A 15,904-nucleotide genomic window follows, 5' to 3' on the forward strand; every position below is an offset into this window, starting at 1 on the left:
AGGCGATGCGGGAGTGACTAGGATTGAGGCTCTATGGACCGTCGCGACTTTCTGAAGACCACAAGCACCGTACTTGCCGGGGCAGCGCTGCCCGGTGTCGCCCTTGCTGCTGAACAGCCTGCCTACGGACGCGAGATTCTGCCGATCAATCGCGGCTGGCGCTACAAGCCGAGCGCCATTGAGGGTGCTGAGGCTGCAGGGTTTGACGATTCTGGTTTTGAACGGATTGTGATTCCGCATACCAATGTGATGCTGCCCTGGCACAGCTTCGACGACAAGGATTATGAGTTCATCTCGACCTATCGGCGGCGCTTCAAGACGCCTGCCAGTGCGAAGGGCAAACGGGTCTTTGTGGACTTTGAAGGGGTCATGACGGCATCAACTGTCTTCATCAACGGAACTTCGCTTGGCGAGTACAAGGGCGGCTTCACGCCATTCTCCTTTGAACTGACAGAGCACCTAAAGCAGGATGGGGAGAATGTGCTGGTCGTGAGGGTGGACTCGACGGAGCGGAAGGACATCCCTCCGTTCGGCGACGAGATCGACTACATGACGTTTGGGGGAATCTACCGGGAGGTCTCGCTGCGCGTTGTGCCGGTGATGTACCTCGACAATCTCCATGCGATGCCAACCAAAGTGATGAGCGGCAAGCCCGGTTTGGAGGTTGACTGCTTTCTCGCGGGCAAGCTGACGGGCGGAAAGTTTTCGCTTGAGGTTGAGTTGCGGGATGGTGAGCGGGTTGTTGGGAAGGCGACCAAGGTGATCAGCGGAACAGGTGGTGCCGACCCGCTCGCTTCCGCCGATCCGGTGACGGCGGCGCCTGCGTATGCGAGTACCGAGACCGTGAAGGATCCGGCGAAGCAGACGGTTTCGCTGGCGGGACTGGATGGCGTGAAGCTCTGGGATCTGGAGCATCCGCAGCTTTATACAGTGCATGTACGGCTGCTACAGGGTGGCAAGGTTGTGGATGAGGATACGCGGCGTATCGGGTTTCGTGAGGCGATGTTTACCGATCACGGCTTCTCGCTGAACGGGAAGATTATCAAGCTGCGCGGGCTGGATCGTCATCAAACGTTTCCGTTTGTGGGTCAGGCGATGCCTGCGCGCGTCCAGCGGAAGGATGCGACGATTCTGCGGAATGGCTTGCATACGAACATCGTTCGGACGTCGCATTATCCGCAGTCTCGGCATTTTCTGGACTGTTGCGATGAGATTGGGCTACTGGTGCTGGAGGAGATTCCCGGCTGGCAGCACATCGGGCCAGAGCCGTGGAAGCTGGTCGCGATCGACAACGTTGGGCGCATGGTACGGCGGGACTGGAATCATCCTTCGATCATTCTGTGGGGCGTTCGGATCAATGAGTCGAAAGATGATCATGACTTCTACGTGCGGACGAACGCGCTGGCGCATGATCTGGATACGACACGGCAGACGGGTGGGATTCGCTACTTCCAGGAGTCGGAGTTCCTGGAGGACGTGTTCACGATGAACGACTTCGGCTTTCCGCTGAAGAAGCCGGTTCATGGGAAGTACCTGAATACTGAGTTTGTCGGCCATACCTTTCCGACCAAGACTACGGATGATGACGAACGGCAGCGGGAGCATACGCTGCGTCATGCGCGGATCCATAACCAGCTTGCGAGTGATCCGCAGTATGCAGGTGGGATCGGCTGGTGCGCGTTCGACTACAACACACATGCAAACTTTGGGGCTGGCGATCGAATCTGCTACCACGGCATCACGGACATCTTCCGGGAGAACAAGCCTGCGGCTCTGTTCTATAAGTCGCAGTGCGATCCTGCCGAGGAGATTGTGCTGGAACCGGCGTTTCACTGGGCGAACAGCGATGAATCGACCATGTTTACAAAGGCTGTCGTGTGCTCAAACTGTGACCATTTGAAGTTCTATCAGCGGGATCTTCTGGGCGATGATCACGAGTGGTTCCTGCTGGCGGAGCTTGATCCGGATCGGACGGAGTTCGACCATCTGACCTATCCGCCGTTCATCCTTGACCGCACGAAGATCGACCATAAGGGTCGCCATGACTGGGGTGATCTGCGGATCGACGGCTTTATCAAGGGTAAGCAGGTGATCTCGAAGTCGCTCTCTGGTGCAGGTGTCGATCAGAAGTTTGCGCTGCTTCCGGATGATGTGGCTTTGGCCGCTGATGGAGCGGATGCGACGCGGGTGGTGCTTCGGGTGACGGATGAGTTTGGGGCGATGCGGACGTATGCGAACGACCCTATTTCGTTCAAGCTGGAAGGGCCGGGAACACTGATTGGGGACAATCCGTTTGCGCTGATCGGAGGAACAGGGGCGGTCTGGATTCGGGCTCAGGAGACGGCTGGAACGGTGAAATTGACTGCTACGCATCCTCGGCTTGGCTCGCAGACTATTACGGTCGTTCTGAGTGCTGTTGCGGCAGAACAGGTCTGATAAATCGCTTTTTTCAAAAGTCCAAAGTCTTGATAACAGGAGACATAGGTCTGGACCTATGTCTCCTGTCTTTTTTGCGCTGTAGAGTATTTTGGCGCGACAGGGCCTCTGGCAGACCTGATTTTGTCAACTATCGTGTGGACGAAACTGCAGGCAAGACAAAAGGCAGGCGCTTGAGGCGCCTGCCTTTTGGGTTGGTTCTCCGGTTGGCTTAGAAGGTGTACTTCAAGGCGAACTGGAAGAAGCGTGAGTCGGGCGTGTTGCTCTGGAAGGTACGTGCGCCGGTGATCAGACCGCCCGTAGACGAGATGTTCGTCGTGCTCGGGTTGCCGTAGCCAGGGGTGTTGAGGACGTTGAAGATATCCGCGCGGAACTGCAGAGCCTGCTCGCGGAAGGTTGGGAAGGATTTGAACAGTGAAGCATCGACGCGCTCGTAGCCAGGGCCATAGACCTGTCCACGGTTGCTGCCTACATAAGCGTAAGCCGCCTGGCCGGTGACGGAGTTAGGAATCAACTGCGTTGTGCCTGGATAGAATTCCTTCGTGTAGCCGATATTGTCAGCCTGCGGATTTTTGAAAGCGCAGGGGTTGTACCAGTTCTGTACCGTCCGCACCTTGGTGGGGCAGGTAACGCCTGGGTTGGTCGAGTTGGCTGTGCCGCCACCAGCGTACGGATCGCTGATCCGGATGGCGTTGTATGCGGCGCCGCCGGGGTTGGTGATGCCATTGGTACCGATGGTGATGGGCTGACCAGTCTGCGCACGGAAGACGAAGCTGCTCGACCAACCGCCAACTGCATAGTCCGCAAGTTTGTTGTCGTTCATGTACTTACGTCCATGACCGAAGGGCAGCTCGACGTTGCCGTTGACTGTAAAGCGTTGACGGACGTCGAAGCCCGACGGACCGTAGTCCGCCCGGAGGCCAAGGATGTTGAGACTACGTGTTCCCTGGTCGCCTGTGCTGCCTAGTGGGGTGTCTGCATTGTCGAGCGATTTTGCGTAGGTGTAGGTCGTCAGGAAGCTGAGGCCGTTCGACAGACGCTTCTCGAGTTTGCCCTGAAGCGAGTTGTAGTTGGCCGCACCGTCATAGGCTGTGTACGACATGCCGTTGAAGTGTGGGAAGGGCTGGAAGGGGTTGAGCTTGTCGCCGTTGGGGTCGGTATAGCCGCTGAAGCCATTCGGCGTCAGAGCGGTCTGACCGTTTGGATTCGGGAAGAACTGTAGATGGCGCGAGACAGCGCCAACGTACCCAACCGAGGCCACCATCGTGTTGCTGATGCCGTACTCGACGGTCAGATTGAACTGCTCGCTGTAGGGAGTGCGAACCTGAGCTTCGCCGCCACGCAGGGTGGGCTGGCTCGGGGACGTAATGCCCTGAGGCAGTCCGCCCTCAAGTGTGAAGCCGTTGGTTGGGCAGGATCCGTTGAGAGTGCAGCCGCTGGTCGCAGCGTAGCTGGAATCGAACTCGAAGGGAAAGTTTTCGCCGAAGTTTGGATAGTAGCCGGTGCTCTCGAGACCACCGAAGAAGATGCCGTAGCCGCCGTGGACGACTGCCTTGTCGGTTGCCTTGAAGGCAAAGCCGACACGCGGGGCAACGTTGCTCTTCTGAGGCTTTACGAGATAGCGGTTATCCGTATAGGTGAGGGTGATGTGATCCTCAGCAAGAAGCTGGAGGAATTTGGCATTGATGGGCAGGCTGGCCTTGCTCTTTGGAATGAGGTACTGACCGGTGGCAGATCCGCCGCTGGTGAACAGGCTCGTCGGAACAAAGGCAGCCTGATTGTCGTGGCGCTCAAGGTAGGGCGTGGAGTAGTCGTAACGAACGCCGTAGTTGAGGGTGAGGCGCTGGCTGGCCTTCCAGTCATCCTGGATGTAGCCGGCGCGATTGAAGCGGACGTCGTCCGAGGTGAAGACGTTCGAGACAGCAGCGCTGTTCATGTTGTTGGTGAGGAAGTCAGCTACACCATAGCCTGTGTTTGGCGTGCCAACCTGGCTGGTGTAGAGACCGGTGTAGGTGTAGGTTCCACGAGGCTGTGTTGGCTGCGAGGTTGAGAAGCGAATGCGCTGGATGCTGACGCCGCCCTTGAGGGTGTGGTTGCCGATAACCTTCGTGACGTTGTCGAGGATCTGGTAGACGTTCTCATACTCGTTGGTGGCGTAGAACTGAGGCGAACCGAAGTTCGACAGGCCGGTGACGCTGAAGAACGGCAAGCCACCGTTGTTCTGCGCGAACGGCACACCACCGAGACCAAGGCTGGGTGCAAGAGCCGCGTTGTTTGCGTTCTCATGTAGTCCGGCGTAGTGGCCATAGTTATAGCCAAAGCGAAACTCGTTGGTGAGCGTAGGGGTGAAGACGTGCGACTCGCTACCTGCGAAGTTCTCGCCGAGAGATACGAGTTGGCCCGTGTTGCCGAAGCCACCGCCGTCGAGGATGGTTCCGAGAGGCGCTGGGTGGGTCGAGGGTTCGTGGTTATAGCTGTAGCGACCAAACATCTGATCTTTCGAACTGATGTTCCAGTCCATGCGGGTATCCCACTGGAAGGTGTTATCGATGATGTTGTTCTGGGCGGTGAAGTTGCTGTAGGTCTGTCCTGGAACGCCGACGTTTGGCAGGGGAAAGAGGCTAAGGAGCTTGAGCGCGACGGGATCCAAGGGAATGCCGGTCTGGTCGAGCCGGTTTCCTACGATCTGCGTGGTGCCGTTCGCCGTGGTGCTGGGCCGATAGAGTTGAATGGTGTTGCCGTTGACGAGACCCTTGTTCAGCAGTTCGCTGAAGTTACCGGTCCGCATGGCTGCCGTTGGGACGCTGAGACCAGAGGTGGTCTGACCGAAGACGATGCGGTTGGCTTCTACGTCGCCGAAGAAGAAGAGCTTGTTCTTGATGATCGGAAGACCGAGGGTAGCGCCGAACTGGTTCTGGCGGTACTTGGCGATTGGTGAGCTGCCCTGAAAGTATTCGCGAACGTCGAATGCATCGTTGCGAATGTACTCCCAAAGTGAACCGTGGATCTGGTTGGTACCGGAGCGGATACTGGCGTTGACGACGGCACCGGCGGAGTGACCAAACTCAGAGCTGTATGAACCAGTCTGGACCTTGAACTCGGCGAGAGCATCGGGTGGAGGACGAACGACGTAGCTGGCACCGTTGAAAAAGTCGACGACGTTCACGTTGTTGTCGACGCCATCCATGATGTAGTTGTTCTGCTCAGCACGCTGACCGTTGGCGTTGAAGTCTCCGCCCTTCTGGCCGCGGGCTCCGTTGGCAGGAGCGACGCCGGCGGTAAGCTGCGCGATGAAGACCCAGTTACGGCCGTTGAGCGGGGTGTCGTTGATGGTCTTCGACTCGATGACCTGACCGGTGGAACCTTCCTGCGTCTGGAGGAGGGGTGGTGCAGTTGTAACGGTGACGGTGGTGTTCTCCGCGCCGGTCTTAAGCTCTACGTTGACGGAGGCACGATCCTGAACGTGGAGAACGATGTTCTCCTGCGTGGTGGTCGAGAAGCCGGGGGCGGTGACGCTGACCTTGTAGTTGCCGATCTTGACGGGGGAGAAGACGTAGTTACCGCTGGCGTCGGTCTCAGTCTCGAGTGTGAGACCGGTGTCGGTGCTGGTGAGGGTAACGTGGGCGCTGGAGACTACGGCACCGGTGGGATCCTGAACGAGGCCGGTGATGGCACCCTGGTCAGCCTGAGCGAAAGCTCGTCCCGTGATGACGCCTGAGAGGAGAATGAAGGTGAAGAGCAGAGCGCCGAGGTTCCGGGCACAGCGGTGGATGTGGTCTAAACGCATAATTCCTTGCTCCTCCAAAAAAGTACCGGCTGATTCTGATGGGCCCAATCAACGCGATGCCGGCTCGGTGCCGAATCGCTCACTGTGCGTGCGGTTGCTCTTCGAATAGCTCAGCCTCTACCTGAAGTGATGACACGATCCGCAGCGCCAATGGATTGCTTATGAAAGCCTCCGAAGAGTGTCAAAGTGGCAGGACCATTGTCAAGGCATTTTTTCCGGAGGAGAAGGGGACATTTTCCTTTTGCATGAGGCACACCGACGAAAATTTCTAATTTGTTACATTTGGCTGAAATACAGCAAGATTGACACATGGTTCGGACATTGCGTTCGTTTATCGAACGAATGTAATGGGTATCATTTTTGGTTATGGGTGGACGATTTTCTTCTTAAAACGTTTACTCCGCGATGGATGTAAGCGCATTCAATCGGCATGCTATAGCATTCGTTGGTGTACCTGTCATACCAATTTATCGATTCGAATGCTGACGCAAATGGGTCGAGGAAATTGCGACGTATACGGTGGGCGTAGTAGAGTTGCGGGCAAGCGACTGATGCCGCGTTGCTGGAGCCTACCCTTGAAAATTTCCTGCCTGCGGCAAGTACTTTTGCTCTGCCTTTGTACTGCTCCCCTGGTTGCGCAGGATGCGACAACCGCTCCACGGTTGCTCAATAAAGACGGTCATTTTGAGATGACGGTCGATGGCAAGCCGTTCCTGATGCTGGGGGCGCAGATCAATAATTCGAGCTCGTGGGCGAGTACCCTGCCGCATGTCTGGCCGGCACTTGAGGCGATGCATGTGGACACGGCAGAGGCTCCGGTGTATTGGGAGCAGATGGAGCCGGAGCCGGGCAAGTTCGACTTCAGCGGCGTAGATCTGCTGGTGAACGGGGCGCGGGAGCATAAGATGCGGCTCGTCATCCTGTGGTTTGGGACGTGGAAGAACGGGCAAAACCACTACGTTCCAGAGTGGGTGAAGAGCGATCCAAAGAAGTATCCGCGGGAGATTGGGCCGTACGGCAAGGTGCTGGATGTGATGTCGCCGAACTCCGCTACGAACCTTGAGGCGGATAAGCACGCGTTCGCAGCGCTGATGAAGCATGTGCATGAGATCGACGCAGCGCAGCATACGGTGATCATGATCCAGGTGGAGAATGAGTCGGGGTCGGTGGGCGCGGTGCGGGACTACTCGGACGCGGCGAACAAGGAGTTTGCGGGGCAAGTTCCGGGGAGCCTGACGAGCGCGCTGCATGTAAGAGGCGGTACGTGGGCGCAGGTGTTTGGCGCGGATGCGGACGAGCGATTTGCGGCTTACTCGACGGCTAAGTACATCAGCGATGTGGCGGTGGCGGGGAAGGCGGAACACCAGATTCCGATGTACTGCAATGTGTGGATCACGTATCCGGTGCATGCGCTGGAGAATCGTGACCACGCCAGTCCAGGGCAGGAGTATCCGAGCGGCGGAGCGCAGCAGGGGAATATTGCGATCTGGAAGGCGGCGGCTCCGGGTATCGATGCGCTTGCGCCGGACTTCTACTCGGGCGACTCTACGCTCTTTCGCGAGGTGCTGACGGCGTATCACCGGCAGGATAATCCGGTATTTATTCCAGAGACGGGGCTTGGCAGGACGGTTGGGCGGTACTTCTTCTATGCGCTTGGGCAGGGTGCCATTGGATTCGCACCGTTTGGTGTGGATTTTACGGATTGGACTATTCATGGGCAGACGATTCCGTATGGCATGGATGAGAACTTTGCGCTGTTCGCGCCGATGCAGAGCGAGATCGCGAAGCTGAACTTTGAGGGCAAGTTGCAGACGGCGGTGGAGGAGAAGGGCGCGGCGCGGCAGACGCTACATTTCGGTGATGTGGATGCCGTGGTGTCGTTTGGGTTTCCGCAGAAGGATGGCGAGGTGCCCCCGGGGACTACCGAAGTAGAGGGGCGGGCAATGGTGGCACAGCTTGGGCCGTATGAGTTCCTGGTGACGGGATTCGATGCCAGCGTGAGCTTCGTTCTGGGAGCGCCGAAGGATGGCAAGACGCAGGAGAAGCAGTTGGAGATTCTGCGGGCTGAGGAAGGTCAGTACGCCAACGACTCCTGGCAAACGACACGGATCTGGAATGGCGATCAGACGGACCGAGGGTTGCAGTTCAAAGAACACAACAAAGATGTGATACGGATTCGGTTACATACTCTTCCGCTCTATGAGCGTTCCAAGTAGAACGCTACTCAATTGGTTACAAGTTTGTAAAGAGGCCCTGAATATGCGCGTTTCAATTCGATTAATGGCTTCTCTGTTATGTTTTGGTGGTCTGGCGATCGGCTCGCAGGAACTGTTTGCACAGAGTGCGAAGGGGGCCGCCGCTCCTGCAGCACAGCCGTTTGTTATGTCGGATGTGCTCTACGGGGCGGCTTATTACCATGAGTACATGCCCTATGAACGGCTCGATAAGGACGTCGCGCTGATGAAGGATGCCGGCCTGACCGTGGTCCGTATGGGTGAGTCGACCTGGAGCCTGTGGGAGCCTGAGGATGGCAAGTTCGAGTATGCGTGGATGGACCGCGTGGTCGATGCGATGGGGAAGGCGGGGATCAAGGTCATCATGGGTACGCCGACGTACTCGATCCCGACGTGGATGTATCATGAGCATCCGGAGATGCTGGCGCGTCCGCTGCATGGGGGCGAGACCTCGTACGGGATGCGACAGAATATGGACACGGATAGCCCGGCGTTCCGCTTCTATGCACAACGGCTGATTCGCAACATGGTGGAGCATTACAAGAACAATCCCAACGTGATTGGCTGGCAGATCGACAACGAGACGGCGTCATATGGGGCTACGAACCATGATGTATTCACGGGGTTCGTGAATCATCTGAAGCACAAGTTCGGGACCACCGATGCGTTGAACAAAGCGTGGGGGCTGAACTACTGGGGCCAGGATGTGAACGGCTGGGAGAACATGCCGACACGCGATGGCACGATCAGCACCGGCTACAAGCTGGAGTGGACACGTTGGGAGCAGATGCGGGTGACGGACTACCTTAGTTGGCAGGCTGGACTGGTGCGGGAGTACCGCGGGCCAAACCAGTTTGTGATGCAGGACTATGGCGGCATGATGAAGCGCGACGTCAATGAGTTCGAGGTCGCGAAGACTTTGGATGTTGTGGCGGATAATCCGTATCACGGGACCCAGGACCACTTCGACGGGGTGGCACAGGCGGAGCAGGGTGACTTCTCCCGCTCACTGAAACACGCGAATTACCTGGTGACGGAGACGAACGCGCAGACGATCGACTGGACCTCGGCGTATCAGTATCCGCCGTATGACGGGCAGTTGCGGCTCGATGTGTATACGCACCTTTCGAGCGGGGCGAACATGGTGGAGTACTGGCACTGGGCTTCGATTCCTTCCGGGCAGGAGACGTACTGGAAGGGTGTTCTGTCCCATGATCTGGAGCCAAACCGGGCGTATGCCGAAGTGTCGAAGACGGCGCATGAGTTGCAGAAGATTGGGCCGAAGCTGGTCAATCTGAAGATCAAGAACGATGTAGCGATTCTGTATAGCGTGGACTCGGCGAACGCGCTGGACTTCATGCCATTTGCGCTGCAACGTCTTGGCCAGTGGCAGATGGGACCGTCGCTGGCGGATTACAAGAGCCTCGTCGATCAGCTTCATAAGACGTTGTTCGAGGCGAACGTGGGGACCGACTTCGTATTTCCAGAGGACGCGGACTTCAGCAAGTACAAGCTGATTATTGTTCCGCCGCTCTACATCGCAGATGATGCATTGCTGACGAAGATTGCGACGTATGTGAAGGGCGGCGGCCATGTGCTGATGACCTTTAAGAGCGGGTTTGCGAATGAGAACTCGGCGGTGCGTGCGGTGCGGGCTCCGGGGCCGCTGCGGGAGGCGGTGGGCTTCAACTACCAGGAGTTTTCAAACCTGGAGAAGCCGCTGGGCTTGAAGGGCGACCTTGTGCAGGGGGATGGCGCGGCGATGTACTGGGCCGAGTTCCTGATGCCAGAGCATGCGAAGACGCTGGCCACATATGACCATCCGTTCTTTGGCCGGTGGCCTGCGATTACGCGTAACGAATACGGGTCCGGGGTGCTGACCTATGAAGGGACCTACCTTTCGGACGCAGCACAGAAGACCGTGATGATGGATGTGTTGAAGCAAGCTCATCTGCTGAATGCGACGGCACTGCCGCCAAAGGTTCGGGAGAAGAACGGCACGGACAATGCTGGTAAGGCGCTGCACTACTATCTCAACTACTCTGGCGAGGCACAGACGTTTGCGTATGGACGCGGTGCTGGAACCGAGTTGTTGAAGGGCGGTGCAGTCGCGGCTGGGCAGTCGATTACACTTGCGCCATGGGATCTGGCGATCATCGAAGAGCGGTAGTGTCCATGATGATTGCTGGGAGGGTGTCCCTGCTTGCTGCGTTGCTTGCAGGGACGATGGCGGCGCAGACTGCGCGTTCCATGATGAGCGCTGCCGATGCGGCAACACTCAACAAAGCGCTGGCAGCCTACGATAGTGGCAACGGTGCGGCAGCCAAACCGGACCTGGAGAGATTGGCGGCGAGGTATCCGGCTAATTTTCCGGCTAACGAGGCGCTCGGCATCCTCTATGTCGATGCCGGGGAGTTCGCGCGCGCTGTGCCCTTTCTCGAGCATGCGGCGAATGCTGAGAAGACCAATGCGTCTGCACAGGCGAATCTGGGTGCGGCCTATATCCAGGTGAGTGATGCAAAGGCTGCGATACAGGTGCTGCGCCGGGCCACAACACTTGATCCTCACAACGGTGGTGTGTTCTCGAGCCTTGGTCATGCGCTGTTTCTGGATAAGCAGCCAGCGGAAGCGGCGGATGCTTTCGCGAAGGCTGTGGCGCTTGAACCGGCCAGTGTGGATGATGTCTACGATTGGGCGGTGGCGCTCAATGCTGCTCACAAAGATGCAGAAGCGGTTGCGGTGCTGCAGCGGATTCCAGCAGGTCAGAGGACCGATGCTGAGGAGTCGCTGTGGGGTGATGCGGAGGAGCGGCAGGGCCACTTCAAGGAGGCGGTCGAGCATCTGCAGGCGGCGGCACGGCTGAATCCGAGTGAACCGAACACCTATGCCGTGGCGATCGAGTTGTTACGACATTGGTCATGGGAGCAGGCGGTGGAGATTACGCGATTTGGCGTGAAGCAGTTTCCGGAGAGCCGCCGACTCGCGATGGCAAACGGGATCGCGTATTACGGCAGTGGCGGCTATATGGAAGCATCCGCCATATTTGGAGGGTTGCTTGCGCTCGATCCGACGAACGAAAACTACGGGAGTTTGCTGGGGCGTAGCTGTTCTGCTGCGGGCGGTGCAGCGGCCCCGGAGTGTCAGTCGCTGATTGCGTTCGCGGAGAAGCATCCGCAGAATGCGCAGATCGATGTGTCCGCGGCGATCAGCCTGCTGCATCAGCCTTCTGCGGAGCAGCACCTCGACCAGGCGCAACAGATGCTGGAAGAGGCGATTCGCCATGATGCGAAGATTCCCGAGGCCTACTACCAACTTGGCGTTTTGCAGCAACAGCGGCTGCAGTGGGTTGAGAGTGCGGCTTCGTTGAAGAAGGCTGTGGAGTTGCGTCCTTCGTTTGCCGAGGCGCATTATCGGTTGGCACGGGCCTACTCCCATACAGGAGAGGGTGAGCTGGCCCGCAAGGAGATTGCGCTGCAACAACAGTACGCCCAGCAGGAAAAGGACGAGACCAATGCGCGGCTCAAGGAGGTGACGATATTTCTAACGGCGTCCCACTAGACGGGTTTTTGCGGTCCATTGCGCAGAAGCAATCGCTGAGTCGACGTGAGTTCTTGCGCGCGGTTTCAGGAACCGGCGCGGCCAATGCGATGTTGGGCTTCTCGCCTTTGAAGGCCATGGCGATGGCCCCTACGCAGAAGGTTGTCGTCGTGACCTTTGGGGGTGGCGCACGGGATGAGGAGACCTTTGCACCGGAGGGTCAGCAGTACATTCCCCACCTGCTGAATGAGTTAATTCCGCAGGCCACGTTTTATACGCAGGTAGTAAATCGCGGGATACTGGGCCACTATGTAGCAACTGCCAGCCTGGCTACGGGTGTGTATGAGACGTTCAATAATTTTGCGCCGGTTGCGCCGCATAGTCCGACGATCTTCGAGTATTTTCGAAGGGACTTGCGCCGGCCCGCGAGCGACGCCTGGGTGATTGCACCGAGTAATGGGTTCAATCGTATCGGCGAGAGCGACCATGCGCTCTATGGAAGCGGGCTTGGAGCGCATGTGATCCTGCCGAAGCAGTTGCTCAATTCGGTGATGGCGGGAGGTGCGAGTGACTATGAACACCTGCTCCGCGATAATTACGAGTCTTCCGTGCAGGTGCCGCTCTCGGGGTCGGCTGCTTCGAACCAGGTGGACTTGCATGAGTTGTCGAAGATCATGCAGTTATCGGTGAGTGATTTTCTGGCGCACGCGCGAACGGTGTCGAGCCCGGACGAGCTGTCTATATACATCGCGCAACAGTTGATGAAACAGGTTGCGCCCAGTCTGATGTGGGTCACGCTGCACGATATCGATATCGCGCACTCAGGGGCGTTCTCGCTGTACACCGATGCCATTCGACGCTCGGATCGGTTGTGCGCGGAGCTGTGGTCGGCTATTCAGACGAACCCGGAGTACAAGGGCAAGACGACGATGTTTATCCTGCCCGACTTCGGGCGCGATGCCGACGGCGAGGCTGGTGGGAATGGTTTTCAGCATCATCGAACGGGCGACCCGCTGTCGCGGACGACGTGGATGATGGCGCTCGGGCATGGCATCCGCGAGAACGTTACGGTGGACCGGATGGTCGAACCGGTGGACCTGGTGCCGACGCTGGGGCGCATCTTGCAGTGCAATACGCGCTTCTCATCGGGTCGACCACTGACGGAGGTGCTGTAGCGATGCCTTATGTGATCGATGCTGCGGACTTCGCACGGTACCCTCCGGAGGCGAAGAAAGTGGCGTCGCGGAACCTTGTGTTGCTGCAGCAATTACCGCAGATCTTTGCGGCGCTGCTGTTGAGCGAGATCATAAGCTACGACTGGCGGTTTCCCGCGGAGCGAGCAGACATTGATCGGCAGCTGCGATTTCTGAGTGGGTTGAGTGCCGCCGGACTACAAGCGTCTATGACGGGCTTTGCGGGGCTGTCGCTCTCGGATGCGATGCGAGAAGAACGGTGGGGTGCAGCGCCGAGTGACTTCATCGAAAAATTTACGGCGTACCTTTGGACGGTTCACCAGATGGATCGCTTTCGGGAAGCGGCGAAGAGCTACCAGGAGGCAATGCTTCTGGTTAAGCCGGAGCCCTCTCCAGCGGTGCCACGGCTTTGTGTGGTGATCATCGGAAGGGATGCTGCTCCGGGAGCTGTTAAGCTTTTTCAGAAGCTTCGACCCCATGGGACTTACTTCACCCAGGTAAAGCAGGCGGGTGGTGTCGATGAGCTGTTTACGGCGGTGAAGGCGCGGGTCAGCGCACATCCGGCGAGCTATGCGCACTGGTATGTGGATGGTGGTGAACCTGTCGTGAAGGCGAATGCCGCGGGGCTTCAGGTGATCTCCTACGAGACGCTTGCGCCGGTGCGGACGGCCTTGTTGCAGAAGATGAAAACGGCGCAGAACTCCGGGGACGTGGTGGGACCGGAAAGCCTGCGGAGTCTCCTGGCAAATCTTCGACCGGATCAGCTTGCAACATCGGGTGCCTCGAGCGATCCGGTGTTGCAGCACTTTGAGTTGAGCCTGCTGACCGAGGGATCGGGAACGCAGATCTTCAGCACGACGTTTGTGCAGTGGGCTGGACGGGAGCTACTGCGCAGGGCACGCCCGTTGACGCTTGTGCTTCGCTATGCGCCACGACAGGTGGACCGGCCGATGAACGAGATGCTGGTGGCGGATGGACCGGGAACGAAGATGAAGGACGATCCTGCGGGGTCGCTGATTGATGCGGATATGGGCGCGTACTACACGTGGATCAACCTGATGCGGCTTACGGGGGCGAATCGAGCATCGTTCGTCGTGTGGTTTGAAGATCAGCGGGAGGCGTTGGCTGTGGGCCCTACGCTGGCGCGGGGGGTGGTGTCGGGGACGCCTTGTGATCTGCCCCAGATTCTGAAATGGGTCAGCTAGTTGACGCTCATGACGGCGTCGAGGTCGACGTCGAGGACCTGACCTTCTACGAGCATGGAATGGAGCTTGAGGTGTTCGAGTGAGAGCGCGTAGCCCGTGGTGCGGGCGGAATCGGCGAGGAGCTTACGCATAAGGTCGGCGGCGTTGACCTTCATCTGGGCGGGGAGCTTGCGGCTGAGGAAGGGGACGAGAAGGAAGTTGAGTTCCTTCGAGTCGGAGAGGCGCTCGATGCGTGCGTCGCGGAAGCCGATGGATTCTTCTTCGGCGTCGGGGATGAAGGAGACGTCGGCGTCGGTGCTGAGGGAGACGCCGAGGCAGGTGCCGCGGAGCGCTGTGCCGAGTTTTGCCTGAGTGTGGATGTGGACGACGATGCGGTCCTGCTGGAAGGTGACGTGCGGGTTGTCGACGTAGACTCCGCAAGGAGTGGTGTTGTTGCCACGCATGTAGTAGCGGCCGTCGGGTGCGTTGAAGAGTTGAGCGCGGAGGGTACGCTCAAGCGCTTGTGGCGAGACCTTGACCTCAATGGCTGAGGCGGTTCGGAAGGCGGACAGAAGCAAGGCACAGAGGAGCAGTAGGCGGAGGCGCGGCATGTTTACAAGGATAACCGCGCTCCCGTGGGAGACTTAGGCTTTGTAACCCATGCCTGCGAGGACGCCGCGCATGTAGGCGAAGCTCTTAATGACACCGGGCATGGGGTCGTCGCCGTGGATCTCATATTCGAGATCGACGCAGCCTGCGTACTTCTGATCGATGAGGGCCTTGAAGATGGCGGGGATGGGCATGATTCCGTCGCCTACTGCGACCTGGCTTTCCTTATCGTTGGCTATGGCGAGGTCTTTGGCGTGGACGTCGAAGAGGCGTGGGCCAGCCTTGCGAATTGCTTCGACGGGGTCTGTTCCAGTGCGCATGGTGTGGCCGATGTCGATGCAGCAGCCGATACGCTGGTCCATAGTTTTGATTGCAGCGAGGACGTCAAGGGGCGACGCGAACTCTTTGTCTTCGGGGCCGTGATTGTGGATGGCCAGGCGGATGTTATATTCCTTGACAAACTTCTCCATGCGGACCAGGACCTGGTGCGTGGGCGCGCAGACGATGATGGGGATGCCGGCCGCTTTGATGTACTCGAACTTTGAACGAATGTCGGCGTCATCATCCTTGGCGAAGGTGACGTTTCCGGCAGCGGTGAGGGTGAAGCCGGCGGCACGGTACTCGTCTGCGCGGGCCTTGACCTGATCGAGCGGCTCCATGTGGAGGTGCATGTCCTTCAGGTTGAGCCAAGGGGTCTTGAGTTCCTTCATGAAGGTGATGAGGTGGGCCTGATCGAAGTTGCGAAAGGTGTAGCTGGCGATGCCGAGCCGGATGGGCGAAGCGGTCTGCGGACGGGGCTGCGCGAGGAGGCTGCTCGTGATGCCTGGCAAGAGGGTCGAAGCGGCGAGCATGGAGGTGCTGCGGACGAGAGCGCGGCGCGAGAGCAAAGTCTTCATGCAGGGGATAGTACCGGTGCATGAGGTT

General features: G+C 58.3%; 9 protein-coding genes. 6 read left to right on the top strand and 3 right to left on the bottom strand.

The features are described from left to right. Positions 1–33 precede the first annotated feature (33 nt). Positions 34–2,436 (top strand): glycoside hydrolase family 2 TIM barrel-domain containing protein, encoded by a 2,403-nt coding sequence (locus OHL20_RS05115; protein ID WP_263382128.1) that lies wholly within the window; start codon positions 34–36, stop codon positions 2,434–2,436. A 211-nt stretch (positions 2,437–2,647) separates the two neighbouring features. Here OHL20_RS05115 and OHL20_RS05120 read toward each other — a convergent pair whose 3' ends face one another. Beyond that, positions 2,648–6,223, bottom strand: a complete 3,576-nt coding sequence (locus OHL20_RS05120; protein WP_263382129.1) for a TonB-dependent receptor — start codon at positions 6,221–6,223, stop codon at positions 2,648–2,650. A 575-nt stretch (positions 6,224–6,798) separates the two neighbouring features. Between OHL20_RS05120 and OHL20_RS05125 the strand changes: the two genes are divergently transcribed. The 5 genes from OHL20_RS05125 to OHL20_RS05145 are packed head-to-tail and all read left to right on the top strand — an operon-like array spanning position 6,799 to position 14,392. Next, positions 6,799–8,439, top strand: a complete 1,641-nt coding sequence (locus tag OHL20_RS05125) for a DUF5597 domain-containing protein (protein WP_263382130.1) — start codon at positions 6,799–6,801, stop codon at positions 8,437–8,439. Between the two features lie 43 nt (positions 8,440–8,482). After that, complete coding sequence (locus tag OHL20_RS05130) at positions 8,483–10,627, top strand: beta-galactosidase (RefSeq protein WP_263382131.1); 2,145 nt, start codon at positions 8,483–8,485, stop codon at positions 10,625–10,627. A gap of 5 nt (positions 10,628–10,632) precedes the next feature. Further along, entirely contained in the window at positions 10,633–12,015 is a 1,383-nt protein-coding gene (locus OHL20_RS05135; RefSeq protein WP_263382132.1) for a tetratricopeptide repeat protein, read from the top strand. Positions 12,016–12,068: 53 nt separating this feature from the next. Further along, positions 12,069–13,169, top strand: a complete 1,101-nt coding sequence (locus tag OHL20_RS05140) for an alkaline phosphatase family protein (protein WP_263382133.1) — start codon at positions 12,069–12,071, stop codon at positions 13,167–13,169. A 2-nt stretch (positions 13,170–13,171) separates the two neighbouring features. Beyond that, the gene (locus tag OHL20_RS05145) at positions 13,172–14,392 is read left to right on the top strand and encodes a hypothetical protein (protein WP_263382134.1); all 1,221 of its coding nucleotides are present in this window, start codon (positions 13,172–13,174) and stop codon (positions 14,390–14,392) included. On the opposite strand, the gene OHL20_RS05150 is transcribed toward OHL20_RS05145, so the two are convergent. Together OHL20_RS05150 and OHL20_RS05155 are read right to left on the bottom strand one after the other, a co-directional pair. Then, positions 14,389–14,982 carry a hypothetical protein gene (locus OHL20_RS05150; protein WP_263382135.1) on the bottom strand — a complete coding sequence of 198 codons (594 nt, stop codon included), beginning with the start codon at positions 14,980–14,982 and terminating at the stop codon, positions 14,389–14,391. The genes OHL20_RS05145 and OHL20_RS05150 overlap by 4 nt on opposite strands. A gap of 33 nt (positions 14,983–15,015) precedes the next feature. Continuing rightward, on the bottom strand, positions 15,016–15,876 hold the full coding sequence (locus tag OHL20_RS05155; protein WP_263382136.1) for a sugar phosphate isomerase/epimerase family protein: 861 nt from the start codon (positions 15,874–15,876) through the stop codon (positions 15,016–15,018). Positions 15,877–15,904: the final 28 nt, after the last annotated feature.

This window comes from Granulicella arctica, assembly GCF_025685605.1.
GTDB classification, from domain to species: Bacteria; Acidobacteriota; Terriglobia; order Terriglobales; family Acidobacteriaceae; genus Edaphobacter; species Edaphobacter arcticus.